The following is a 25941-nucleotide window of genomic DNA, read 5'->3' on the forward strand; positions in this document are numbered from 1 at the left end:
TTCCCAATAAAACGAGGGGTATCGTTGCAATGGAGTATTTCATCCAGCAATCGATCAATGGGTTGACGCTTGGTTCAATTTACGGCCTGATCGCCATTGGTTACACGATGGTCTATGGGATCATCGGTATGATTAACTTCGCCCATGGCGATGTTTTCATGCTCGGCGCCTTTATGGCGATGATTGTTTTTCTGGCATTAACGACATTTATCGGTGGCGTTCCGGTTGTTCTGGCGCTGTTGCTGATGATGCTGGTCGCCATGCTTTTGACCGGCCTTTGGAGCTGGACAATTGAACGGCTGGCTTATCGACCCTTGCGCGGGTCATTCCGGCTGGCGCCGTTGATTACCGCTATCGGCATGTCGATAGCCTTGTCCAACTTTGTGCAGGTCACGCAAGGACCTCGTAACAAGCCAATCCCACCACTCGTCAACGGTGGCATAATCATCCCCGGCACCGATATCAGCATTGCCTATAAGCAGATGGTGATTATCGTTGTGACGGCAATATTGCTGGTTGCTTTCTGGTATCTCGTCAACAAGACAACGCTTGGCAGAGCCCAGCGTTCCTGCGAGCAGGATCGCAAGATGGCCGCCTTGCTCGGCATTAACGTCGATAAGACAATTTCCATGACATTCGTGATGGGGGCAATGCTGGCGGCGGTAGCCGGTACATTATACCTGATGTTCTACGGAGTCATATCCTTTACCGACGGTTTTACGCCCGGCGTTAAAGCTTTTACAGCGGCAGTGCTTGGGGGCATCGGCTCTTTGCCAGGTGCTGTGATCGGCGGCCTGCTGATTGGCCTGATTGAGGCTCTCTGGTCAGCCTATTTCTCCATCGACTACAAGGATGTTGCGGCATTCTCGATCCTGGCGATCGTTCTGATCTTCCTGCCGTCGGGTATTCTCGGCCGGCCTGAAGTCGAAAAGGTTTAAGCATATGGCCGATACACAAACGACTAACCCGGATTCCAACTTCGCCAAGGCAGTAAAGGAAGGACTGGTTGCCGCAGCCCTTGCTTTGGGATTGTTTTTTCTCATTGTCGGCTTTCGTACGGATCAGAATATTCGCAATGAACTTGTCCTAAACCAGCGCTGGGGTCTGCTTGCGATATTTGTTCTGGTTGCCGGTTTTGGTCGATTTTTTCTGACGGCATATGTGACGCCATGGAATGCAGCGCGCGCGGCCAAAAAGCGTACTGCCGTAGCAAAAGAAGCGAAGGAACAGTCTACCTTTCGCAAGAGCTTTCCGAAGATCGGTCTTGTGCTGCTGTTTGTCTATCCCTTTCTGGTGATTGCAATTCTCGCGGCCTATAATGGCTCAATGATGGGCGGCCTGCAGGGTTCTCTCAAATATGTCGATAATTTCGGTATTCAGATTCTTATCTACGTCATGCTGGCGTGGGGGCTGAACATCGTTATCGGTCTCGCCGGACTACTGGATCTTGGCTATGTCGCGTTCTATGCGGTCGGGGCATATTCCTACGCACTGCTGTCGACGCATTTTGGGCTCTCGTTCTGGCTTCTTCTGCCTATGGCGGGCATTTTCGCTGCATTGTGGGGTATTATTCTCGGCTTTCCGGTGCTGCGCCTGCGTGGTGACTACCTTGCTATCGTCACGCTGGCCTTCGGCGAGATCATTCGTCTTGTGCTGATCAACTGGACAGTGGTGACCAAGGGCACATTCGGTATCTCAGGCATCGCCAAGGCGACATTGTTCGGCATACCATTCACGCCTGGGCCTGGCGGGTTTGCCAATCTGCTTGGCCTACCCAATTCTGGCGTCTATTACAAAATATTCCTCTATTACCTTATCCTGCTTCTGGCACTGTTGACCGCATGGGTGACCATCCGCTTGCGCCGCATGCCGATCGGCCGTGCATGGGAAGCATTGCGTGAGGATGAAATCGCCTGCCGCTCGCTTGGCATCAACACCACAACAACCAAGCTGACTGCCTTTGCGACAGGCGCGATGTTTGGCGGCTTTGCCGGATCGTTCTTTGCTGCTCGCCAGGGCTTTGTCAGTCCTGAAAGCTTCATCTTCCTCGAATCGGCAATTATCCTGGCAATTGTGGTTCTTGGTGGCATGGGTTCGCTGGTTGGCATTGCAATTGCTGCTGCTGTCATGATTGGCGGTACAGAGCTGTTGCGTGAACTTGAGTTCCTGAAGCGTATTTTCGGCAATGATTTCACTCCAGAACTCTATCGTATGCTGTTGTTCGGTCTGGCCATGATCGTGGTCATGGTTTGGAAGCCGCGAGGTTTCGTGGGTAACCGAGAACCGAGTGCATTCCTGCACAAGCGAAAGCTGGTATCGAGTGAGTTCACCAAGGAAGGGCACGGCTGATGGTTTCGGAAGTGCAAAAAGATAATAGTGCAATTCTGCGCGTAGAGCGCCTGTCAATGAAGTTTGGTGGCCTGATCGCCATCAACAATCTGAACTTCGAGGCAAAGCGTGGTGCTATCACGGCATTGATCGGCCCCAATGGTGCGGGCAAAACAACGGTCTTCAATTGTATCACGGGATTTTACAAACCAACCGAAGGCATGCTGACGATGACCCGCCAGAATGGCGAGGAATATCTGCTTGAACGTATGGCGGATTTTGTCATCACCAAGAAGGCGAAGGTGGCGCGTACATTCCAGAACATCCGGCTGTTCTCTGGTCTGACCGTTCTTGAGAACCTTCTTGTGGCCCAGCACAATCCTTTGATGTTGTCATCGGGCTACACGATCCTTGGGCTGCTCGGCTTTCCCACCTACAAGAAGGCGGCTGCGGATGCGATCGAGAAGGCCAGATTCTGGCTTGAGAAGATCAATCTCGTGGATCGTGCCGATGATCCGGCCGGGGACCTTCCTTATGGCGCGCAACGCCGTCTGGAAATTGCACGAGCCATGTGCACCGAGCCGGAACTGCTTTGCCTTGACGAGCCGGCAGCGGGCCTTAATGCGCGTGAATCAGCCGAGCTTAATAAACTCCTGCTCGACATTCGCGACGAAACAGGGACTTCGATTCTTTTGATCGAGCATGATATGTCGGTTGTGATGGAAATTTCCGATCATGTGGTCGTGCTGGAATATGGCACCAAGATCTCTGACGGCACACCGGATAGCGTCAAGAATGATCCGAAAGTCATTGCCGCTTATCTCGGTGTTGAAGACGAAGAAATTGTCGAAATGCTCGAACATGCGGAAGCTGCCGGTGCTGATGATATCACTGCAGCGGTCGATCTCCTGTCGACGGAAGCCATTCATGAGTTCGAAGAAACACATCCGAATGCTCCTGCTTCCAGCCTCGCTGCAACCGAACCGGTACATCCGGCAAAGCCGAAAGCCGCGAAAAAGCAGTCAGCAGCCAAACCAGTTCGGGCAACAGCAGCCAAGACGACGGAAACTTCAAAAGCCAAGCCGGTAGCGAAGAAGGCGCCAGCGAAAACTGCATCATCACCAGCAGCAGCGAAAGCTGCACCCGCAACGTCACACATTAAAGCAGGCGCAACAGCCAATGCGCTGCCTGCACCACGTGGCGGCAAAGCCGACAGGCTGATCGACATCAAGGGCATCGGCCCGGTTAACGAACGCAAGCTCAACGAGCATGGAATATTCCACTTCGACCAGATCGCGTCCTGGAAGAAAGCCGATGTTATCGCAGCCGAAGCTTATCTGGCTTTTGACGGGCGCATAGCCCGCGAAGACTGGATTGGTCAAGCCAAGGCAATGGTCAAGGAAAGCCAGAAGAAACCGACTTCCAAGAAGAGCGGAGGAGCTAAGTAATGGCGGAGAACAAAGCTCTTCTCAGCATTGAGAATGTCGAGACCTATTATGGCAACATCCGCGCGTTGAGCGGGGTCACCGTGCATGCGGATGCGGGTGAGATTGTCACACTGATCGGTGCCAATGGTGCGGGCAAATCAACGCTGATGATGACGATTTTCGGTATGCCGCGCGCGCGCTCGGGCCGTATCATGTTCGACGGTAAAGACATAACTCAATTACCGACCCATGAGATCGCAAGGCTGCGCATTGCACAATCTCCCGAAGGCAGGCGCATTTTTCCACGCATGACTGTGCAGGAAAATCTGCAAATGGGTGCCAGCCTCGACCAGCTCGAATATTTTGATGAGGACGTGCGCAAGGTCTTCGACCTGTTCCCGCGGCTCAAGGAACGCATCAATCAACGCGGCGGGACCCTTTCGGGCGGCGAACAACAGATGCTCGCCATTGGCCGTGCGCTCATGGCGCGGCCGCGCCTGCTTCTGTTGGATGAACCTTCGCTCGGTCTTGCACCTTTGATCATCAAACATATTTTCGAGGCGATCAAGGAGCTTAACAAGACAATGGGTCTGACCGTGTTTCTGGTTGAGCAGAATGCCTTTGGTGCATTGAAGCTAGCCGATCGCGGCTATGTGATGGTCAACGGCATTGTGACGATGAGCGGCGCAAGCAAGGATCTTCTGGCCAATCCCGAAGTGCGGGCTGCCTATCTTGAAGGCGGGCGTCACTGACACGACAAGACGGCTCTTAAACGCCGCAAGGAGAACTTCGCCATGCAGGGCATATTATACGAAGAACCATCCATCTGGCTATTCATTCTGGTCACCTGCATGATGGGTGGCTGGGCCGCATGGATGACGGGGCGGGCCTGCGCCCAGACATGGCGACCAGTCGCTACTCTCATCTTCTACATGCTGCTGCTTGGCCTGGGTGTTCGCTTCATCCACTTTGCCCTTTTCGGCGGCACGATGTTCACGTTGCACTTCTATGCGGTTGACACCATTGTCCTCGTCATCATCGGAACACTTGGGTACCGGTACACAAGAACAAACCAGATGGTGAGGCAATATCACTGGCTCTACCAAAAAGTTTCTCCTTTCAGTTGGAAGGAAAGAACAGGAGCTTGATCTATCTCGCTGATGCGAAATGAATCAGCGTGACAACTGCCGGAAAATCGGCAAATGTAGTCTTAAGCGATGTAAAAATAACATCGCGAGGGGTTTGGTAAGTACTTAGAAAAATGGGAGTTTTCAAATGAAGAAGTCACTATTCTCAGGTGTTGCATTTGCTGCAATGCTCGCTCTGAGCGGCCATGCCTATGCTGATCTTCTGATCGGTGTTGGCGGTCCTATGACAGGCCCGAATGCTGCATTCGGCGCACAGCTGCAGAAGGGTGCAGAAGCTGCCGTTGCTGAAATCAATGCTGCTGGCGGTATTAATGGCGAACAGGTCAAGTTGTCGCTCGGTGATGACGTTGCTGATCCAAAGCAGGGTATTTCAGTTGCCAACAAGTTTGTTGCTGATGGAGTAAAGTTCGTCGTCGGTCACTTTAACTCCGGCGTGTCAATTCCGGCTTCTGACGTCTATGCCGAAAATGGCATTCTACAGGTTACGCCAGCTTCGACGAATCCTGTGTTCACTGAACGCGGCCTGTGGAACACATTCCGCACATGCGGTCGCGATGACCAGCAGGGCGTTGTTGCCGGTGGTTACATTGCTGAGAAGTTCAAGGATGCCAAGGTTGCTGTCATCCATGACAAGACACCTTACGGGCAGGGCCTTGCTGACGAAACCAAGAAAACACTGAATGCCAAGGGCATGACAGAAGTGCTCTATGAAGGTGTCAATGTCGGCGACAAGGATTTCTCTGCGCTGATCGCCAAGGCAAAGCAGGCTGGCGTAACTGTTCTTTATTGGGGCGGTTTGCACACGGAAGCTGGTCTGATCATTCGTCAGCTCGCCGATCAGGGCCTGAAAGTTACATTCATTTCCGGTGACGGTATTGTGTCAAACGAATTGGCGTCGATTGCTGGTGATGCTGTTGCCGGCACCCTGAACACATTCGGTCCAGATCCGAGCAAGAACCCGGCAAACAAGGAACTTGTCGAGAAGTTCCGTGCCGAAGGCTTCGAGCCCGAGGCTTATACACTGTATTCCTATGCAGCAATGCAGATTATTGCAGCGGCAGCTACAGCTGCCAAGTCCAATGATCCGGAGACTGTTGCGAAGGCGATGAAGGAAAATGGTCCATTCAAGACTGTGCTCGGTGATATCGCGTTCGATGAAAAGGGTGACCCCAAGCTTCCAGGCTACGTTATGTACGAATGGAAGAAGGGCGAAGACGGTAAGTACAGCTATACACAGCAGTAATCACCCTGCTTAAGATGCTAGAAAATGCCCGGTCCTGTACCGGGCATTTTGCTATTGGAAATTTCCTGCTCCTGTGGTCAATATGTACTGTTTGCACTGCAGCAATCTTTCAGCCGTCTTAAAAGCATCAAATCAATTTTGATTTGCATCTCGTCCGGAGTTTTCATTTTGCCTATAAAGAAAATCCTCGTCGCCAATCGATCAGAAATTGCTATCCGCGTTTTCCGTGCTGCCAATGAGCTGGGCATGAAAACCGTGGCGATATGGGCGGAAGAGGACAAGCTTGCCCTGCACAGGTTCAAGGCTGACGAATCCTATCAGGTTGGGCGTGGTCCGCATCTGGCAAAGGATATGGGGCCAATCGAAAGCTATCTCTCGATTGAAGAGATCATTCGCGTGGCGCGGCTGTCTGGTGCCGATGCGATCCATCCAGGTTACGGACTCTTGTCGGAAAGCCCCGAATTTGCCGATGCATGCGCGGAAGCGGGTATCATTTTTATCGGTCCGAAGCCGGAAACGATGCGCCGGCTTGGCAATAAGGTTGCTGCTCGAAATCTGGCAATCGAAATCGGTGTTCCTGTTGTTCCCGCCACAGAGCCTTTGCCGGACGATATGGATATGATCAAGGAGATGGCCGAGAAGATCGGTTATCCGGTAATGCTTAAGGCCTCCTGGGGTGGTGGCGGACGCGGTATGCGAGCCATCTTCAAACCAGAGGATATTGCCCGCGAAGTTACCGAAGGAAAGCGCGAGGCCAAGGCGGCTTTTGGCAAGGATGAAGTTTATCTTGAAAAGCTGGTTCAGCGCGCCAGACATGTTGAAGTGCAGATTTTGGGTGATACCCATGGCAATGCGGTTCATCTGTTCGAGCGCGACTGCTCGATTCAAAGGCGTAATCAGAAGGTCGTTGAACGTGCACCTGCTCCTTACCTTACTGAGGCCCAGCGCAAAGAGATTGCCGATTACGGACTGAAAATCGCCAAAGAAACGGCCTATATTGGTGCTGGTACAATCGAATTCCTGATGGATGCAGATACCAATGAATTCTATTTCATTGAAGTTAACCCGCGTATTCAGGTTGAGCACACAGTTACAGAAGAAGTAACCGGCATTGATATTGTCAAAGCGCAGATACGTATTCTTGAAGGCGCAACAATCGGTACACCAGAATCGGGCGTTCCGGCTCAAAACGATATCCGGCTAAATGGTCATGCCTTGCAGTGCCGGATCACGACAGAAGATCCAGAGCAGAATTTCATACCAGACTATGGCCGGATCACGGCCTATCGTGGCGCAACCGGCTTTGGCATACGGCTTGACGGCGGCACCGCCTATTCGGGCGCTGTAATTACGCGTTTTTATGATCCCTTGCTTGAGAAGATCACCGCCTGGTCTCCAACTGCTGAGGAAACCATACACCGCATGCACCGCGCCCTGCGTGAATTCCGCATTCGTGGTGTCGCGACAAATCTGACCTTCCTTGAAGCAATCATAACGCATCCGAAGTTCACGGATAATTCGTACACAACGAAGTTTATTGACACGACACCAGAGCTGTTTGAACAGGTTAAGCGCCAGGACCGTGCGACCAAGCTTCTGACTTATCTTGCTGATGTGACAGTGAACGGCCATCCGGAAACAAAAGGACGAGCCGTTCCTTCCGCTGAGGCAGCGTTGCCGCGGGTACCATTTATTGAAACACCCATTCCAGATGGGACAAAGCAGCTTCTCGATCAATTAGGGCCGAAAAAATTTGCGGAATGGATGCGCAATGAAAAGCGTGCTCTCTTCACGGATACCACCATGCGCGACGGCCACCAGTCGCTGCTTGCTACACGTATGCGGACTTATGATATCGCGCGGGTTGCCGGGACTTATGCACGCGCTTTGCCGCAACTTTTCTCGCTAGAGTGCTGGGGCGGCGCGACCTTTGATGTCGCCATGCGGTTTTTGACGGAAGACCCTTGGGAGCGCTTGGCGGAAATTCGTGAGCAGGCTCCGAACATCCTGCTTCAAATGTTGCTGCGCGGCGCCAATGGCGTGGGCTATAAGAGTTACCCGGATAATGTCGTAAAGTATTTTGTCCAACAGGCAGCCCGTGGCGGGATCGATGTGTTCCGCGTTTTCGATAGTCTGAACTGGGTCGAAAACATGCGGGTCAGCATGGATGCGGTGTTGGAAGAGAACAAGCTTTGCGAGGCAGCGATCTGCTATACAGGCGATATTCTCAATTCTGCCCGGCCGAAATATGACCTGAAATATTATGTTGATCTGGCACAGCAGGTTGAGAAGGCCGGAGCGCATATTATAGCGGTCAAGGACATGGCCGGGCTTTTGAAGCCCGGGGCTGCCAAGGTTCTTTTCAAGGCGCTGCGTGAGGCCACGGATTTGCCGCTGCATTTCCACACACATGATACGTCGGGTATTTCTGCTGCGACTGTTCTTGCCGCTGTGGATGCAGGGGTCGATGTGGTCGATGCGGCTATGGATGCGCTATCTGGCAACACGTCGCAGCCTTGCCTCGGCTCCATCGTTGAAGCGCTGAAAGGCACGGAACGCGATCCGGGGCTTGATCCTGAATGGATCCGCCGCATTTCCTTCTATTGGGAGGCTGTCCGTACGCAGTATGCCGCATTTGAGAGCGATTTGAAGGGCCCAGCCTCGGAGGTTTATCTCCATGAGATGCCAGGCGGCCAGTTTACGAACCTTAAGGAACAGGCGCGCTCGCTCGGCTTGGAGACGCGCTGGCATGAGGTTGCACAAGCCTATGCCGATGTGAACCAGATGTTTGGCGATATCGTCAAAGTAACGCCATCATCGAAGGTTGTTGGTGATATGGCCCTTATGATGGTGAGCCAGGATCTGTCGGTTGACGATGTGAAGAATCCGGAGAAGGATATTGCCTTCCCGGACTCTGTTGTATCGATGATGCGTGGCGATCTTGGTCAACCGCCGAAGGGTTGGCCAAAAGATATCCAGAAGAAGGTGCTGAAAGACGAGAAGCCTTTCACCGAACGTCCAGGTGCCTTGCTGGCAGCTGCCGATCTTGCTGCAGAGCGCAAGGAAATCGAGGAGAAGCTGGAGCGCACAATCAGCGATCAGGAATTCTCATCTTATCTGATGTATCCAAAAGTGTTCACCGACTTTGCAGTGACGCATAATACTTATGGTCCGACGAGTGTCCTGCCGACGCATGTCTACTTCTATGGTCTGGGGCAGGAAGAGGAAGTCTTCCTGACCATTGAGCGTGGGAAGACACTGGTTGTGCGCAATCAGGCCGTGGGTGAGACGGATGAAAAGGGTATGCGCACGGTGTTCTTCGAGATGAATGGTCAACCGCGACGCGTCAAAGTGCCGGACAGAACACATGGTGCGAGTGGCGCTGGTGTGAGGCGTAAGGCGGAGCTTACCAATGATAAGCATGTTGGTGCGCCAATGCCGGGCATCGTCTCAACTGTCGGCATCTCGGCGGGCCAGAAAGTCAATGCGGGCGATGTTCTTCTATCGATCGAAGCGATGAAGATGGAGACTGCATTGCGAGCAGAACGTGACGGAGTGATCGCAGAAGTGCTTGTTCGTTCAGGTGATCAAATCGATGCCAAGGATCTCATGATTGTCTATGAATGAGGGGATTTCACAAAAACTGATGTCAATTTTATTCATAAATGATCAGAAAGAGTGATTTGACAGGATTTTAAATCGATTTAAAAGCTTGTTGGACCCGCAATTTCGTATGGCAGTGAAAATCAATGGATGCTTCTGTTTATCGCAAGCGCGCCGTGTATGGCCGTTGGGCCGTCGCCTGCGCTTTCTTCTTCAATGGCTTCCTTGTGGGCAGTTGGGCACCGCAAATTCCAGTGTTCATGACGCGTTTGGGTATTAGCGAGTTCACTCTAGGTTTGATGATTCTGGTTTTTGGTATTGGCGCACTCGCTGCCATGCCGTGGTGCGGCTATCTGATAGGCAGATTTGGATCACGTACTGTCGTAAACAGCTTCGCGTTCTTTTGTTCATTTTCACTTCTTCTGGTTGCCCTTGCCCCCAATCTTGTCACCGCAGCGCCGGCGCTTTTCCTGTTTGGCGCGGTCATTGGTGGTATGGATGTTGCGATGAATGCCAACGCAGTTGAGGTGGAAAAACAACTATCCCGTGCCGTCATGTCATCTTCGCATGGCTTCTGGAGCCTGGGTGGTTTTGCCGGAGGTGCTCTCGGCGGCATCCTTATTGAAGCACACGGACATTTGACGCACGCAGTTGTCGCAACGGCAATCGCAATTGTTCTGGGACTGGCATCATTCAGATTTATGATCACGGAAGATGCGCCGATCGTGCATGAAAAGCAGAAACTGTCCTTCCCGACCAATCCGCTGATTTATCTGATCGGTTTGATGGCGCTATTTTCAATGGTGCCTGAAGGGGCAGTGCTCGACTGGGCTGCCCTTTATTTGAAGCAGGAACGAGGGGCAGACATTGCAACCGCCGGGTTCGCATTTGCTGCATTTTCCGGCACGATGTCGATTATGCGCTTTCTGGGAGATAACGTGCGTAACCGCTTCGGGGCCGTGAAAACCTTGCGCATTTCTGCTCTCGTCGGCGCGTCCGGATTGCTGGTGGCAAGCCTTGCCCCGACGCCATGGATTGCAATTCTCGCCTTTGCGTTCTCGGGCCTTGGAATCGCAAATATGGTGCCGATTGCATTTTCCGCCGCTGGCAACCAGCCGGGTACATCCTCCGGTATTGCGCTTAGCATGGTGACGCTGATGGGCTATTCAGGGATATTGGTTGCGCCCTCGGCGATCGGATTCGTCGGTGGAAGTACAGGTTTCGGTCCTGTCTACATGGTGCTGGCCGCGTTGTTGATCGTTGTTTTCCTGATGGCCAACCTTGCGGCAACTGCTGATCGCGTCAAGAACTAGAGTCCAAGCAAGAAAGCGCTAGGCGGCTGGTTTCTTGCGTTGGATAAGGAAGTCGGTAACACGTTTGCCCGGCTTCTTCTTACTGAGACCAATGTTCATTTCCGGTGCAAGCTCGTCTGAAAGATCAAGCGTTTCATGTTCGCCGATTGCGTCGAAATGCTCTTCCAGCCAATCTTCAGCCGCGGCCCGACCAAGATCACGCAGATATTCGAGAAATGCCCATTCCGCATTGATTTTTGATGATGCGGAAAGGCCTGCCAATGCTTCGTCCGCATCAATCCTGTGCATGCGGATGTTGCGATATTCCCCATGCTCGATTCTGCCTGCTTTGATCAGCGAGTTGACGAAGGCAATTGAGCGAAATTCTCGCAAAAGCGCGGCATTGAACGTAATCTCGTCGATGCGGTCAGTAATCTCACGGGCGGTTTTCGGCGTGCCTCTGCGCTCGATAGGATTGATCTGGATAAGCAGCACATCCTCGCTGGCGCTGGAATAGAAAAAGGGAAACAGGGCGGGGTTACCGCCATAGCCACCGTCCCAATAGGGCTGGCCATCGATTTCCACCGCCTGAAAAATATAGGGGAGACATGCAGATGCCATGATGACATCGGCATTGAGCTCGCTCTGGGAGAAAACCCGCAATCTTCCGCTTTCAACATTCGTCGCGGAAATGAAAAGCTTGAGTGCCGAACAGGCTTTCACCCTTTCGAAGTCTATTTCTTTCTCGACCAGATCGCGAAGCGGGTTGAGATTGAGCGGATTGTATTCGTAAGGTGAGAACACCCGGGTGATACTCTCGAAAATATTGTAGCCAATACCGTTCTCGACAGACCAATTGCCAAAGAAAACATCCCACGGTGTGCGCTGTACCGGACTGAAACGCCCACTGCGGCCAACAGCACGCCAGAACTCGTAAAGCTTGGCCCGCGCACCTTCTGCGCCGTTTTGTGACCACCCATCTGCAAGTGCTACAGCGTTCATGGCGCCTGCGCTGGTGCCGGAAATACCTTCAATAGTCAGGCGGCCATCTTCAAGAATGCGGTCAAGAACGCCCCAACTGAAAGCACCATGAGAGCCGCCGCCCTGCAGGGCCACATTAATGGTTTTGGACTTTGCCATTATGCAGCAGTCCAGCCGCCATCGACAGATATGGATGTCCCTGTAATCTGGGCGGCAGCATCACTGGCCAGAAAGACGACTGTAGCACCGATCTGGTCCACCGTCGCAAACTCTTTGGTTGCCTGCTTCTCAAGCATGACGTCGCGAATGACAGTTTCGCGGTCCATGTTATGGGCTTTCATTTGATCCGGGATCTGTGCTTCAACCAGAGGTGTAAGAACATAGCCGGGGCAGATGGCATTGCTGGTAATATGTTTCTCAGCAACTTCCAGCGCTACGGTGTTGGTAAATCCGATGACACCATGTTTGGCTGCAACATAGGCGGACTTGAAAGGCGATGCCCGTAAGCCGTGGGCAGAAGCGATATTGATGATACGACCCCAACCCACCTTCTTCATGTGCGGAAGGGCAGCGGCTGTGGTGTGGAAGGCAGAAGTCAAATTGATCGCGATGATTGCATCCCACTTCTCGGTGGGGAATTCATCGACCGGGGCAACAAACTGAATGCCAGCATTATTCACCAGTACATCGACAGTCCCGAATTTCTCAGCAGATTTTTCAACGAGAGCACGGCAGTCGGCTCCTTTCGACATGTCTGCCTTGATATAAACAACGCCTGTCGAGTATTTTTCTGCAAGTTCCTGGGCGAGCGCATGATCTTCCGGCCGGTCGGTAAACGAGTTTATCACGACATTATAACCAGCGGCTGCAAGCGCATGTGCTGCGCCAAGGCCAATACCTGAATTTGAACCAGTAATAATAGCTGTCTTTTTGGCCATGATTTAAGCTTCCTGAACTGCAATAGATTTCTGCAACGTGTCTGAGGAATATATTGCATTGCAGCAAAATTGCTAGGTTTGGATGATGAACACTTTGTCATATGGGTTTTGCCAGCTGTTGGGGCTGTGGGTTAGAGTGGCTGGTGTTGACAAATGGCTGTGTCTGCGCCACCTGAACAGCATCTCTGGAGCTTGATGATGTCCGACTATATTTCGCAACCTTTTGCCCGACGCTCATCGATTGGTGTCGATGTGGGCGGCGTTATGGTTGGTGGCGGTGCGCCGGTTGTGGTTCAGTCCATGACCAATACCGATACAGCGGATGTGGATGGAACCGTCGCCCAGGTTGCAGCGTTATCGCGTGCTGGTTCGCAGATCGTTCGCATTACTGTTGACCGCGACGAATCCGCTGCGGCTGTTCCGCGTATTCGAGAAAGACTCGATCGTCTTGGTCTCAGCGTGCCGCTTGTCGGGGATTTTCATTATATCGGGCATAAATTGCTGGCTGATCATCCGGCCTGTGCCGAAGCATTGGCAAAATACCGGATCAATCCCGGGAATGTGGGATTTAAAGACAAGAAGGATGCGCAGTTCGGCGCCATTATCGAAATGGCAGTCCGCTATGACAAGCCTGTGCGCATTGGTGTTAACTGGGGATCGCTCGATCAGGAACTGCTTACAGTCCTGATGGATAAAAACAGTGAAGCAGGTTCGCCGCTGACAGCCGAGGCGGTCGTCCGTGAAGCGATTGTCCAATCTGCTTTAATTTCATCGCAATTGGCAGAAGAAATCGGTTTGCCGCGCTCAAAGATCATTCTTTCGGCCAAGGTGAGCCAGGTTCAGGACTTGATTGCTGTCTATGCTGAACTGGCACGCCGGTGCGATCACGCATTGCATTTGGGGCTGACTGAAGCCGGCATGGGGACAAAGGGCATAGTGGCTTCATCAGCCGCTATGGGCATTCTTTTGCAGCAGGGGATCGGCGACACGATACGTATTTCACTGACCCCGGAGCCCGGCGGAGATCGCACGCGCGAAGTCCAGGTCGCACAGGAATTGCTTCAGACCATGGGCTTTAGGCAATTCATCCCTATCGTTGCTGCTTGCCCCGGCTGCGGGCGTACAACATCAACGGTGTTTCAGGAGTTAGCGCAGGCTATTCAGAATGATATCCGAAGGAATATGCCGATCTGGCGTGAGAAATATCCCGGCGTTGAAGCTCTGAACGTGGCCGTCATGGGCTGTATCGTCAACGGACCAGGCGAATCCAAAATGGCTGACATTGGAATATCGCTACCCGGAACCGGTGAAACCCCATCCGCACCGGTGTTTGTCGATGGTAAGAAAGTCGCGACATTGCGTGGGGTCGGCATCGCTCAAGAATTTCAAAAAATGGTTGCAGATTATATTGAAAACCGTTTTGGACAGGGCAGTCAGGCAGCGGAATAAGATCAGCTCTTACGCTCCACAATAAAGCGTGCTGCTTCCTTCAAAAGCTCAGCTTTCTCACCGAAAGGCTCAAGCAGAAGCTGTGCCTGCTCGACGAGACCGGAAAGCTGGCGTTTCGTCCACTCAATCCCGTGAATTGAGACCAGTGTTGCTTTCCCGGCGGCCGCATCCTTTCCTGTCGCTTTCCCCATGTTTCCAGCATCGGAAGTCACGTCCAGAAGATCGTCGGCAAGTTGAAAAGCCAGACCGATAGCGGAGCCATATTCAGCAAGGCGCTCGCGCTCTCGCTGATCGGCATTGCCCATGATGGCGCCTGATTCACATGCAAACCGGATAATAGCACCAGTCTTCATTGCTTGAAGCTGAATAATGCCCTGTTCATCGGGTTTCACTTTTTCAGCCTCCAGATCGAGTGCCTGGCCGCCGGTCATGCCGCCAATTCCGGCAGCACGGGCAAGCTCGGTTATGAGCAAGAGGCGCGCTTGCGCGGTAACTTCAGTTTCTTCGCTGGCGATCAGTTCGAAGGCGTAAGTCAGAAGGCTGTCACCTGCAAGGATTGCGGCGGCTTCATCGAACTTGCGATGCACCGTTGGCTGCCCCCGGCGTAAATCGTCATTGTCCATAGCAGGCAGATCATCGTGAACGAGAGAATAACTATGGATGCATTCAATAGCCGCTGCGACACGTAAAGCAGCCGAACTATCGGCATCGAACAATGCTGCGCTTTCCATGACCAGAAAAGGGCGAAGCCGTTTCCCGCCGTTAAGAACCCCATGCCTCATTGCCGCAAGCAGTCTTGGAGGGCGTGTGATCTCACCACTCCGCGGCCGGTCGGATAAAAGCTCTGACAGCAATATCTCTACAGATGCCGCCCTTTGCTGCAAACTTAACTGGAAAAGTGAGAAATCATCGTCGTGCATATTTGCCCAATGATCAATAAAAGGTCTTTGGGTCAAGTATGAGATAAATTTTCTGCTCAACTTGCAAATGTCACGTAGGGTCAGGACCCATTAATCTGGTCGAAATGGTATGAGGCTTTTCGTTTGGATACTAGGAGCAAAGGCGATGGCAATGTGGTTCATTTTCAAGACTTTGCGACAAAGTAGGCGGGCGAAAAGACCATATCCTGCGGACGCCGAAACGGCTGCAAGCTGCAGTGTCGAACCGCTTGGCCGGGGAAAGGCCCCGCCCTTCGCGCTTCTCCTCGCATCTTCTTGCCGTTTCAGGCGCCATTTCGATCATATTAGTGGGTCCTGACCCTAGAATTTTGCAGAAAGAATTCCCTTCTTCTTCTCGATGCTCTATGTCCGGGATGGCAATTAAAGCGGAAGGTCTACGTGGCAAGGGTTTTGGTCAGAAACAAGCGGGGCAGGGGGTATCTTGTCGATCCCGGACGTTCGCCTTTAGGGCGCATCGTGCGCTATTTGGTTCTGACGGGCATTATACTGGTAATGCTGCCTTTAATTCTGCTGTGTCTTTACAGGTTGCCCTTTGTCCATCCGATTTCCACTTTGATGGCCAAGGACCTCGTGACGCTCTCCGGTTATGATCGTCAGTGGGTTTCCATGGATGATATATCGCCATCGCTCGTCAATTCAGTAATGATGTCCGAGGATGCCAAGTTCTGCTCGCATTCCGGTATTGATTGGGAGGCATTGAATTCCGTCGTTTCCGATGCGATTGATGGAGAGCAAACGCGAGGTGCTTCGACGATTCCAATGCAAACAGCAAAAAACCTGTTCTTGTGGAATAGCCGCTCGTTTATCCGCAAAGGGCTCGAAGTGCCGCTGGCTGTTATGACAGATATGATATTGCCTAAACGGCGTTTGATGGAGGTCTACCTGAATATTGCAGAATGGGGCCCTGGAATTTACGGTATTGAGGCTGCAGCGCAGCACCATTTCAATACCAGCGCCGCGAAATTATCTGCACGCCAGTCCGCCTATCTTGCAGTCACTCTTCCCAACCCCATCATGCGAAACCCGGCAAAACCTGGCCGTGGCTTGAAAATGCTGGCAAGGGTCAATGAGCGCCGCGCGCGTGCTGCAGGAGCTTATGTCGGGTGCATTGGTTAGGCGCCAATGGAGCACAATTGTCTCGTTTAATAGCTTCGTGACAAAAAATGTAAGACTCATGCTGGTCAAAAGCTCTTAGGCGGTGTATAGCCCAGCCGAACTTTCCGGATTTTTGTCCATTGTGACAGGCTCAGTTGGGCCAGTGCCGGATTTTGACTGATTACTGGAGCTGGAACAATGGCTGTACCTAAACGAAAAACTTCTCCGTCGAAGCGCGGCATGCGCCGTTCCGCTGACGCGTTGAAGGCACCGACTTATGTCGAAGACAAGAATTCAGGCGAACTGCGCCGCCCACACCATGTCGATCTGAAGACCGGCATGTATCGTGGCCGTCAGGTTTTGACGCCTAAAGAAGGCTGATCTTTCCTTCGAAAGCATGCTAAAAGGACCGGCCATGTGCCGGTCTTTTTATTTTTGGCCAGCGGCTTTTGTGGGAGATTGCTTCGTGATTTCAAATATACCGTTGATGATTGTGCCGCTCATTGTCTTCAATCTGGTCATTGCCGGATTGGCTGGAATAGGTGGTGCTGATCCCTGGGCTACGCAACTCTACTCCATGCAGATGCTGTCCGGTGGTACGTGGGTCATGACACTCGGCGACCTGATGATCGTTCTGTCGCTCGCCCTTCTCTTCTTCGAGATCATGAAGTCAACACGCACCAGCAATGCATCAGTTGTCGATCATCTACTCTCTACATTTGTGTTTGTTGCGTTTCTTGTCGAGTTCTTGCTCGTGCCAAGCGCTTCGCACTCACTGTTCTTCATTCTCATGGCGATGGCGTTTTTTGATATTCTTGCCGGCTTCACCGTTTCTCTTCGTTCAGCGGGCCGTGACGTGAATTTTCGCTAAAAGCGCTACTTTAGCTCTATTTCAATGAAAGCGTATTCGCCTTCATTGGCGTTTACGACATCGTGTTCCACGCCCTCGGACCGAAAATAAGGAACGCCTTTCTTCATCTCGGCTATTGATTCTCCGTCTTTGGTGAGGAGCCTCACTTTTCCGTCCATCAATGGCACCACCACGTAATCATGGCCATGGCGATGCCAGCCGGTATTATCTCCAACGCCAAACCGATATTCGGTCACAATCACTTTGTCATTGTCGATGAAAACGGTTGCTTTAGCTGATCCGACCATTCTTCCCCCCGAACGTTCCCTGCAACTATTTGTCGAGAGAATCCAGTTTGCGCTGCATTGCTGCAATCTGTTCTTTTAACTCGTTCAACCCGGATGTATCAGCCGGCTTCTCAGTTGCAGAACCCTCGTCAGGTTCAGCATCGCTCGTCGTCTTGTTGAGTGGGAACGGAGTAAACATCTTCATCGCATGCTGAAGCATCTCTGTGTTCCGGCGAACCTGTTCTTCGACCAGCTTGATCGGCGTGCTGACATTCATCATGTCGATTGGCGACTTGCCAAAGGCGGTTGTTAACTGTTCCCGCATGCGTTCCTGTTCTTTGGCAAAAGCAGACATGGACTGTTCAAGGAATGTTGGGAGTACGACCTGCATCTGGTCGCCGTAATATGCGATCAGTTGGCGAAGAAAAGGTATGGGAAGCATGTTCTGCCCATCCTTGTTCTCCAGCTCGAAAATGATCTGCGTCAGAACTGAATGCGTTATGTCTTCGCCGGTCTTGGCGTCTTGTACCGTGAAATCTTCATTACGCTTAACCATGCCAGCCAGGTCTTCCAGAGTCACATAGGTGCTTGTGCCGGTGTTGTAGAGTCGTCGATTAGCGTATTTCTTGATGATGATTTCGCCGGTCTTCGCTGCCATTACTTAACTCCCCAAGCATATCTCATTGCCGAACTCACGCGCCAGCTTGACGGTAGGAATAAAGGATAGGGGCAAAGCGCCTCATTTCAAAGTGATTTGTGCACTGCATACAACCGGGTACCCGTAAAGTTATGCTGCACTGCGGGAAGGATAAATCGAACTCAAGCTGGATTGGGGCCTTGTCAAATGTCCGAAGGGAGGGAATTCTGTCTATCAGCAGTATTTTTGAATTGAGCATTACAAAATGAGGAAACGTTTATGACCCAATCAATCGTTATCGCCAGCGCAGCGCGTACCCCTGTGGGCTCTTTCAATGGAGCGTTTGCCAATGTGCCTGCTCATGAGCTGGGCGCTGCGGTTATCAAGGAGGTGCTCAGCCGCGCTGGTATTGAGGGCGCAGATGTTGATGAAGTGATCATGGGTCAGGTTCTTGGTGCGGGCGAGGGGCAAAACCCGGCTCGTCAGGCGGCGATGGAAGCTGGCATCCCGCAGGAAGCCACAGCTTGGGGATTAAACCAGCTTTGTGGTTCCGGCTTGCGCGCAGTCGCTTTGGGTATGCAGCAAATTGCCACCGGCGATGCCAATATTATTGTCGCTGGCGGACAGGAATCCATGTCGATGGCACCTCATTGCGCTCATTTGCGCGGTGGTGTCAAAATGGGCGACTTCAAAATGATCGACACTATGATCAAAGACGGGCTGACGGACGCTTTTCATGGCTATCACATGGGTATTACAGCTGAAAACATCGCCAGGAAATGGCAGTTGACACGCGAAGAGCAGGACAATTTTGCTTTGGCCTCCCAAAACAAGGCAGAGGCAGCGCAAAAGGCTGGCCGGTTCAAGGACGAGATCGTGCCGTTCACCATCAAGACTCGTAAGGGCGATGTCGTCGTTGCTGATGACGAGTATATTCGTCACGGTGCAACACTGGACTCGCTCGCGAAGTTGCGGCCTGCCTTTGATAAGGAGGGAACGGTCACCGCAGGTAACGCCTCGGGGCTGAATGATGGTGCAGCAGCCGTCGTGCTTATGAGCGAGGAAGAGGCAAAACGTCGTGGCATCAAGCCACTGGCGCGCATTGTTTCCTGGGCGACAGCGGGTGTTGATCCGGCCATTATGGGAACCGGCCCCATTCCAGCCTCTCGCAAAGCGCTGGAAAAGGCTGGCTGGAAGGCAGAGGATCTTGATCTGGTAGAAGCAAATGAAGCTTTTGCGGCGCAGGCCTGTGCGGTCAATAAAGATCTCGGCTTCGATCCTGACATCGTTAATGTCAATGGTGGAGCGATCGCGATCGGTCATCCGATCGGTGCCTCGGGTGCCCGCGTTCTGAACACATTGCTTTTCGAATTGAAGCGTCGCAACGGGACGAAAGGTCTGGCCACTTTGTGTATCGGTGGCGGTATGGGCGTAGCGCTCTGCGTGGAGCGCATCAAGGATTAAGCTAAATCTTACCGGCTTTGCGTTTGGCAGAGCCGGTTTTTTGCAGGTGCGACGCGCACTTTGCACGTGTGATTTATTGACTGTGTTTATGAGAGATTATTTCAGGGAGGGGAAACATGACAAAAACAGCAATCGTGACTGGTGGCACGCGCGGAATTGGTGCTGCAATCAGTATTGCTCTGAAAACTGCGGGATACAAAGTTGCCGCAAGTTATGCAGGCAATGACGAAGCGGCAAAGAAGTTCAGTGATGAAACCGGAATAGCAACCTATAAATGGGATGTGTCGAGTTACGAGGAATGCACCGCCGGTATCGCCAGGGTAGAGGCCGATCTCGGGCCGATTTCCGTCCTCGTCAACAATGCAGGGATCACGCGCGACGCTATGTTTCACAAGCTCACGCCGGGGCAGTGGACAGAAGTAATCAATACCAATCTCAATGGTCTGTTTAATATGACCCATCCGCTCTGGACGGGGATGAGAGATCGCAAATTTGGACGCATCATCAACATATCGTCGATCAACGGACAAAAGGGGCAGGCAGGGCAGGTCAACTACTCGGCTGCCAAAGCGGGCGATATCGGGTTCACAAAGGCACTGGCACAGGAAGGCGCCCGTGCAGGCATAACAGTCAATGCAATCTGCCCCGGCTACATTGGAACGGAGATGGTGCGGGCAATTGACGAAAAGGTTTTGAACGAGCGGATCATTCCGCAAATTCCGGTTGGCCGTCTTGGTGAGCCAGAAGAGGTAGCCCGTTGCGTCGTTTTCCTTGCCTCTGACGAATCCGGCTTCATAACCGGTTCGACTCTGTCAGCCAATGGCGGGCAATATTTGAGTTAGAATCGGTTTTTACAACAAGCGTCATCCCCATTTGGGAAGCCATTATGAGTTTGGCGCTTGACTTTCGACAAAAATGGATGACTCCCCATCAACGCGCAAAAGTTAATTTTGCACAGAATATGGACTTTTAACGAGACAAGCGATTCAGCATGTGGTGGTGTTATTGCGAAAAAGTCTACATATCGCCGTGAACAAATCAGGAATATGATGCCATAGCTGATTCGTAGCTGATTCGTTCTGCTCGCGTTCTATTTCTTAACGGTACATTCCGTGAATCGATTAATGATTGTTTATCTGGATCGAGCCACATACCTTCTGTAGATGCTGAGAATGCTGTTTGGATGAATGCCAAACTTTGGTTTGCTCATTTGGGCGGTACTGGATTTTAGTTGATGAACCTTATGCCCAAGACCGAACTGCCTCTCACACTGACTGGCCGCGATGTTACGGCAGTTTTGGGGCCTACAAACACTGGCAAGACTCATCTTGCTATTGAGCGCCTGCTCGCGCACCGATCCGGCATGATTGGCCTGCCGTTGCGGCTTTTGGCGCGGGAGGTCTATAATCGTGTCGTAGAGCGAGCAGGCATTGCCAATGTAGCGCTTATTACTGGCGAAGAAAAAATCAATCCGGTTGGTGCGCGCTATTCAGTTTGCACAGTGGAAGCCATGCCGCGCCAGACGGATGTGGATTTCGTTGCAATTGATGAAGTGCAGCTCGCCAACGATCTGGAACGTGGCCACATTTTCACGGATCGTATCCTCCACCTTCGCGGACGTCAGGAAACGATCCTTCTGGGAGCTGCAACAATGCGCGGTATCCTTGAGAAGCTTTTGCCGGGCATATCTGTTGTTACGCGGCCAAGATTGTCAAACCTCGCCTATGCCGGTTCAAAGAAGATTACTCGTCTTCCGCCGCGCACAGCCATCGTGGCTTTTGCGGCAGAAGAAGTTTATTCGATCGCGGAATTGATCCGACGGCAAAATGGCGGCGCGGCCGTGGTCATGGGGACGCTAAGCCCGCGAACCCGAAACAAGCAAGTCGAACTCTATCAGTCGGGTGATGTGGATTATCTGGTCGCCACCGATGCGATTGGCATGGGCCTTAATCTCGATGTTGACCATGTTGCTTTTGCCCAGGATCGCAAATTCGACGGGTATCAATTTCGTGACCTTTCACCTGCGGAAATTGGCCAGATTGCCGGTCGGGCGGGTCGGCATTTACGCGACGGCACATTTGGCACCACCGGCCATGTATCGGGTTTTTCGGAAGCGCTTATTCAGCGCGTTGAATCCCACGCTTTTGATGCAGTGAAAATTTTGCAGTGGCGAAGTGCCCGCTTTGACTATTCCAGTCTTGATGCCCTGAAGCGTTCTATAGACACTCCAGCCCCAATTGATGGGCTGACAAGAGCGTTGCCAGCGGTTGACCAACAAGCTTTGGAGTTTTTGTCACGTGATCCAGATATTGCCCCGCTCGCTAATTCACCGGAACGTGTCGCGCTTTTATGGGACGCCTGTGCCCTGCCGGACTATCGCAAGATTGCTCCAGCGCAGCATGCGGATATCATCGCGTCCGTTTATAGCGATCTGGTTGAAAAAGGTCATGTGAACGAAAATTACATGGCAGAAGAGGTTCGGCGCGCTGATTCCACTGATGGTGATATAGACGCGCTTTCGCGGCGTATTGCGCAGATCAGAACGTGGACATTTGTGTCACATCGGCCCGGTTGGCTGGCAGATCAGGCACATTGGCAAGAAAAGACGCGTGAAATTGAAGACAGATTATCCGATGCGCTACATGAACGGTTGACGAAACGCTTCGTAGACCGCAGGACAAGCGTGCTTATGAGGCGCCTGAGAGAGAATACAATGCTAGAAGCCGAAATTAGCCCTGCCGGGGACGTTGTTGTCGAAGGGCACCATGTTGGACGATTAGACGGGTTCCGTTTTACTGCGGATGCCCAAGATGAGGGAACAGACGCCAAAGCCATCAAGGCTGCAGCGCAGAAAGCTCTGGCGGCAGAGTTTGAGAATCGCGCTGAGCGATTTTCAGCATCCGCCAATGGCGACTTTGCCTTAGCGTCAGACGGGACGTTGCGCTGGATTGGTGCGACCATTGCTTCTGTCGTCGCCGGCGAGCAGGCTCTCAAGCCACGTGCCGTATTGCTGGCAGACGAGCAGCTTACCGGCCCGGCCCGCGACAAAGTTGCCGCACGTGTGGACCGCTTTCTCAGTCATCACATAGATACGGTATTGAAGCCGCTTGTCGATCTTGCCAATGCAGATGCATTGGTTGGAATTACGAAAGGCCTTGCCTTCCGTCTGGTCGAAAACTTTGGTGTTTTACAGCGCCGCGATGTTGCTGAAGAAGTTCGTGGTCTGGATCAGGACTCGCGTGCCGCCTTGCGCCGGCTCGGCGTGCGCTTCGGTGCCTATCATGTATTCTTGCCGGCTTTGCTCAAACCGGCTCCCGCTGGTCTCCTGACCCTCCTTTGGGCGCTTAAAGAAGATGCCAAGGATCGCCCGGGGTATGGCGATGTCGTTCAGGTCTTGTCTGCAGGCAGAACGTCTGTCGTGACTGATGCAAGCTTTGATCCGGCCTTCTACCGTCTGGCAGGATACAGGTTGCTCGGTCGCAGAGCTGTCCGGATCGATATTCTTGAGCGTCTGGCGGACCTCATTCGTCCTGCGTTGGCCTGGAAGCCCGGCACAGGTACTCGTCCCGAAGGCGCCTATGACGGATCGCGCTTTCTGGTGATTCCAGCCATGATGTCCATCCTGGGTGCAACTGCCGATGACATGGAGGAAATCCTCAAGAACCTTGGTTATCGTCAGGAGGCAGTTGAGCCTGCGATTGTTGCTGCCAAATTGGCAGAACTCGAAGCTGCTGCCAGCGCTACACCAAAGCAAGATACTGCGGTTCCTGCTGCAGAACCAGTAGGTCCAGGGTTCGCAAATGCACCTGTCGTGGAAGCTGTTGTCAAGCCACCCAAGGCTATTGTCGAAGCTGCGCCAGTAGCGCCGGAAGAAGCGCCCAAGCCAATTCTCTTGTGGCGTCAAGCCCGGTTCGATAATCGCAATAATCGTGGAAATCACGATAAACGTGATCATCAGCGCAGTGGACAAGCCCGCAATGGCCAAGCTGAGCAGAGAACTGCCCAACCCAATCGTCCTTCGGGTCCGCAGAACGACCGTGGTGAACGCAAGGAGCATTTCCGCGGCAAAGGCAAGCCGGGCGGCAATGAGCGCTTTAAACATGACGGCGCAAAACATGGCGGAAAACCACAGGGACAACATAAGGCTCCGCCCAAGCGTCCTGAGCGCGAAGAGCGTCCAGTCAAAATCGATATGGATTCGCCTTTCGCGAAGCTACTCGCCTTGAAGGAACAGATGAAAAAATAAGATGATGGCAGAGGCCGGAGACGAAGGGAAAAAAGGGCAGCGCATCGATAAATGGCTGTTTTTTGCGCGGGTGGTAAAATCCCGCTCCCTTGCGGCCAAGCTGGTATCCAGTGGAAATGTTCGCCTCAATAAGGTGAAAATTGATCAGCCATCGCAGAGTGTGAAAATCAGCGATGTGCTGACAATTTCCTTGGATCGCCGTATTCTGGTTTATGAAGTTGTCTCGGGTGGGGAAAGGCGCGGGCCAGCAGAAGAGGCGAGGAAACTCTATAAGGACATATCTCCACCGCCTCTGCCGAAAGAAATTAGCCACTTGAATGCTTTGCCGAAGCGCGATGCCGGAAGTGGCCGACCTACAAAAAAAGAACGCAGACAAGTTGATCGTCTGATGCAGGGCGAGAACGATAATTCCAGCCAGTAGTACCAGTTAATGAGAAACTGGAATAAATTTGCTTGGGTTTGTCTGTTTTAAAGCACAGTATGCCGGTAATACGGCATTAACAGGGAATGAATTGCTTGTTCGCGTAGAGTGAAGATGCGAACAATGCCATCGATAGCTTGCCGGTACACCGACACCCGCGTTCTGGTGCCGCAGTCTTGGTCTTACCTCTTGTCAGCTTGGCAGCAAATCGTTACCTCACGATTGTACCCCGCTGATTGTGGTGTCTTCTGGAGCCCGTAAATGACTTATGTTGTGACCGACAATTGCATCCGCTGCAAATATATGGATTGCGTTGAGGTCTGTCCGGTCGATTGTTTTTACGAAGGTGAGAACATGCTCGTCATTCACCCGGATGAATGTATCGACTGTGGTGTTTGTGAACCTGAGTGCCCTGCGGAAGCCATTAAGCCGGACACCGAGCCGGGTCTGGACACCTGGCTGCAGCTGAACGCCGAATATTCTGAGAAATGGCCGAACATTTCCACGAAGGGCGACGCCCCCTCAGATGCCAAGGAAATGGACGGCGTGACGGGAAAATTCGAGAAGTTCTTTTCTCCGGAGCCTGGCGAAGGCGACTAATAGCCTGAGGAATCAGGCTTGGCTAAACCAGACTTGCTGCAATAAGCAAGTCTTTGACGGTCGTTTTTTGAGCAATTGCAGCAAAAATTTGATTCTACGCGGTTTTCATGTTATGGTGCTGAAATATGTTGATCATTGGACGTCAATTTCGTGGCGCTAGAGTATAAATCACCACTTGGCTAGATTTTTTGCGGACGCAACAGTTCAGGGTATGCTTGTTTGTCATTCAGCCCGACTGATCCGCCCGGATTGCTTTTGCGCGACACCATTGACGACCGACAAACCGGGTTCCGGTTTCCAGTGGTTGGTTTAACCGGTGCGTTTTGCCGGGCGCAGCAGGGAGTAATGAAGCGCATGACAGTAGTTCCGCAGAAAAAAGCCGCCCAGCGTATTGGATTCAAGACGGGCGAATTTATTGTATACCCGGCACATGGCGTTGGTCAAATTGTCAATATTGAAGAACAGGAAGTTGCGGGCCACAAGCTTGAACTATTTGTTATTGATTTCCAGAAAGACAAGATGCGTCTGAAAGTGCCAGTTGCCAAAGCAACTGCCATCGGCATGCGGAAACTTTCTGAGACTGATTATGTAGAGCGCGCATTGAAGGTCGTGCAGGGGCGTGCCCGTATCAAGCGCACCATGTGGTCGCGTCGCGCGCAGGAATATGATGCGAAAATCAATTCAGGCGATTTGATTTCAATTTCCGAAGTAGTGCGTGATCTTTTCCGTGCCGACAACCAGCCGGAACAATCCTATTCTGAGCGCCAGCTTTATGAGGCAGCGCTTGACCGTATGGCTCGTGAAATCTCTGCCGTCAACAAAATGTCAGAAACCGAAGCTGTCCGTCTTATCGAGGTAAATCTCGCAAAGGGACCAAAGCGCGGTGCTAAGGCTGATGATGCTGAGACAGAAGTTGAGGCAGATGTAGTTGCTGAAGACGAGCAGGAAGAAGCCGCATAAGAGCCGTCTTTCT

Annotated in this window: 23 protein-coding genes; 18 read left to right on the forward strand and 5 right to left on the reverse strand. The window is 52.3% G+C overall.

Features of this window, described 5'->3' with window-relative positions:
• Positions 1-29 precede the first annotated feature (29 nt).
• The 8 genes from ACYJL1_RS03530 (at position 30) to ACYJL1_RS03565 (ending at position 11062) form a co-directional block, all read left to right on the forward strand.
• A complete protein-coding gene (locus tag ACYJL1_RS03530; RefSeq protein WP_460897060.1) occupies positions 30-938 on the forward strand; it encodes a branched-chain amino acid ABC transporter permease in 909 nt (302 codons plus the stop codon).
• 4 nt (positions 939-942) lie between these two features.
• Entirely contained in the window at positions 943-2349 is a 1407-nt protein-coding gene (livM, locus tag ACYJL1_RS03535) for a high-affinity branched-chain amino acid ABC transporter permease LivM (protein ID WP_460897061.1), read from the forward strand.
• Positions 2349-3776 carry an ATP-binding cassette domain-containing protein gene (locus tag ACYJL1_RS03540; protein ID WP_460897062.1) on the forward strand — a complete coding sequence of 476 codons (1428 nt, stop codon included), beginning with the start codon at positions 2349-2351 and terminating at the stop codon, positions 3774-3776. Before livM ends, ACYJL1_RS03540 begins: the two co-directional genes overlap by 1 nt.
• Positions 3776-4507, forward strand: coding sequence for an ABC transporter ATP-binding protein (locus tag ACYJL1_RS03545; protein ID WP_460897063.1), 732 nt, complete (start codon positions 3776-3778; stop codon positions 4505-4507). Before ACYJL1_RS03540 ends, ACYJL1_RS03545 begins: the two co-directional genes overlap by 1 nt.
• Positions 4508-4549: 42 nt before the next feature.
• Positions 4550-4903: a DUF6867 family protein gene (locus ACYJL1_RS03550; protein ID WP_460897064.1), complete on the forward strand. Its 354-nt coding sequence runs from the start codon at positions 4550-4552 to the stop codon at positions 4901-4903.
• 127 nt (positions 4904-5030) lie between these two features.
• Complete coding sequence (locus ACYJL1_RS03555) at positions 5031-6146, forward strand: branched-chain amino acid ABC transporter substrate-binding protein (RefSeq protein WP_460897065.1); 1116 nt, start codon at positions 5031-5033, stop codon at positions 6144-6146.
• Between the two features lie 168 nt (positions 6147-6314).
• A complete protein-coding gene (gene pyc, locus ACYJL1_RS03560) occupies positions 6315-9773 on the forward strand; it encodes a pyruvate carboxylase (RefSeq protein WP_460897066.1) in 3459 nt (1152 codons plus the stop codon).
• Positions 9774-9895: 122 nt separating this feature from the next.
• A complete protein-coding gene (locus ACYJL1_RS03565) occupies positions 9896-11062 on the forward strand; it encodes an MFS transporter (protein WP_460897067.1) in 1167 nt (388 codons plus the stop codon).
• An 18-nt stretch (positions 11063-11080) separates the two neighbouring features.
• Here the strand turns inward: ACYJL1_RS03565 and ACYJL1_RS03570 are convergent, their stop codons facing one another.
• Together ACYJL1_RS03570 and ACYJL1_RS03575 are read right to left on the reverse strand one after the other, a co-directional pair.
• Positions 11081-12181, reverse strand: coding sequence for a patatin-like phospholipase family protein (locus ACYJL1_RS03570; protein WP_460897068.1), 1101 nt, complete (start codon positions 12179-12181; stop codon positions 11081-11083).
• Entirely contained in the window at positions 12181-12960 is a 780-nt protein-coding gene (locus ACYJL1_RS03575; protein WP_460897069.1) for a 3-hydroxybutyrate dehydrogenase, read from the reverse strand. The genes ACYJL1_RS03570 and ACYJL1_RS03575 overlap by 1 nt, the downstream gene beginning before the upstream one ends.
• Positions 12961-13158: 198 nt before the next feature.
• Between ACYJL1_RS03575 and ispG the strand changes: the two genes are divergently transcribed.
• Positions 13159-14409 carry a flavodoxin-dependent (E)-4-hydroxy-3-methylbut-2-enyl-diphosphate synthase gene (gene ispG, locus ACYJL1_RS03580; protein WP_460897919.1) on the forward strand — a complete coding sequence of 417 codons (1251 nt, stop codon included), beginning with the start codon at positions 13159-13161 and terminating at the stop codon, positions 14407-14409.
• 2 nt (positions 14410-14411) lie between these two features.
• Here the strand turns inward: ispG and ACYJL1_RS03585 are convergent, their stop codons facing one another.
• On the reverse strand, positions 14412-15329 hold the full coding sequence (locus ACYJL1_RS03585) for a polyprenyl synthetase family protein (protein WP_460897070.1): 918 nt from the start codon (positions 15327-15329) through the stop codon (positions 14412-14414).
• 492 nt (positions 15330-15821) lie between these two features.
• Here ACYJL1_RS03585 and mtgA point away from each other — a divergent pair, with 492 nt between their 5' ends.
• The 3 genes from mtgA to ACYJL1_RS03600 all read left to right on the forward strand — a co-directional run bounded on the left by mtgA (position 15822) and on the right by ACYJL1_RS03600 (position 17334).
• Positions 15822-16484, forward strand: coding sequence for a monofunctional biosynthetic peptidoglycan transglycosylase (gene mtgA, locus ACYJL1_RS03590; protein ID WP_460897920.1), 663 nt, complete (start codon positions 15822-15824; stop codon positions 16482-16484).
• 177 nt (positions 16485-16661) lie between these two features.
• Positions 16662-16844, forward strand: a complete 183-nt coding sequence (rpmF, locus tag ACYJL1_RS03595) for a 50S ribosomal protein L32 (protein WP_008121851.1) — start codon at positions 16662-16664, stop codon at positions 16842-16844.
• Between the two features lie 85 nt (positions 16845-16929).
• On the forward strand, positions 16930-17334 hold the full coding sequence (locus tag ACYJL1_RS03600; protein WP_460897071.1) for a hypothetical protein: 405 nt from the start codon (positions 16930-16932) through the stop codon (positions 17332-17334).
• 5 nt (positions 17335-17339) lie between these two features.
• Here ACYJL1_RS03600 and ACYJL1_RS03605 read toward each other — a convergent pair whose 3' ends face one another.
• Positions 17340-17621, reverse strand: a complete 282-nt coding sequence (locus ACYJL1_RS03605; RefSeq protein ID WP_460897072.1) for a cupin domain-containing protein — start codon at positions 17619-17621, stop codon at positions 17340-17342.
• Between the two features lie 25 nt (positions 17622-17646).
• Complete coding sequence (gene phaR, locus ACYJL1_RS03610) at positions 17647-18258, reverse strand: polyhydroxyalkanoate synthesis repressor PhaR (protein ID WP_460897073.1); 612 nt, start codon at positions 18256-18258, stop codon at positions 17647-17649.
• 258 nt (positions 18259-18516) lie between these two features.
• On the opposite strand from phaR, the gene ACYJL1_RS03615 reads away from it, so the two are divergent.
• The 6 genes from ACYJL1_RS03615 to ACYJL1_RS03640 all read left to right on the forward strand — a co-directional run bounded on the left by ACYJL1_RS03615 (position 18517) and on the right by ACYJL1_RS03640 (position 25928).
• Positions 18517-19701: an acetyl-CoA C-acetyltransferase gene (locus tag ACYJL1_RS03615; protein ID WP_460897074.1), complete on the forward strand. Its 1185-nt coding sequence runs from the start codon at positions 18517-18519 to the stop codon at positions 19699-19701.
• 116 nt (positions 19702-19817) lie between these two features.
• The gene (gene phbB / locus ACYJL1_RS03620) at positions 19818-20543 is read left to right on the forward strand and encodes an acetoacetyl-CoA reductase (RefSeq protein ID WP_460897075.1); all 726 of its coding nucleotides are present in this window, start codon (positions 19818-19820) and stop codon (positions 20541-20543) included.
• A 392-nt stretch (positions 20544-20935) separates the two neighbouring features.
• Positions 20936-23947, forward strand: coding sequence for a helicase-related protein (locus tag ACYJL1_RS03625; protein ID WP_460897076.1), 3012 nt, complete (start codon positions 20936-20938; stop codon positions 23945-23947).
• 1 nt (position 23948) lies between these two features.
• A complete protein-coding gene (locus tag ACYJL1_RS03630; protein WP_460897077.1) occupies positions 23949-24368 on the forward strand; it encodes an RNA-binding S4 domain-containing protein in 420 nt (139 codons plus the stop codon).
• A 261-nt stretch (positions 24369-24629) separates the two neighbouring features.
• Complete coding sequence (gene fdxA / locus ACYJL1_RS03635; RefSeq protein WP_460897078.1) at positions 24630-24968, forward strand: ferredoxin FdxA; 339 nt, start codon at positions 24630-24632, stop codon at positions 24966-24968.
• 345 nt (positions 24969-25313) lie between these two features.
• Entirely contained in the window at positions 25314-25928 is a 615-nt protein-coding gene (locus ACYJL1_RS03640) for a CarD family transcriptional regulator (RefSeq protein WP_460897921.1), read from the forward strand.
• Positions 25929-25941 lie beyond the last annotated feature (13 nt).

It is taken from the genome of Phyllobacterium sp. K27 (assembly GCF_054796155.1).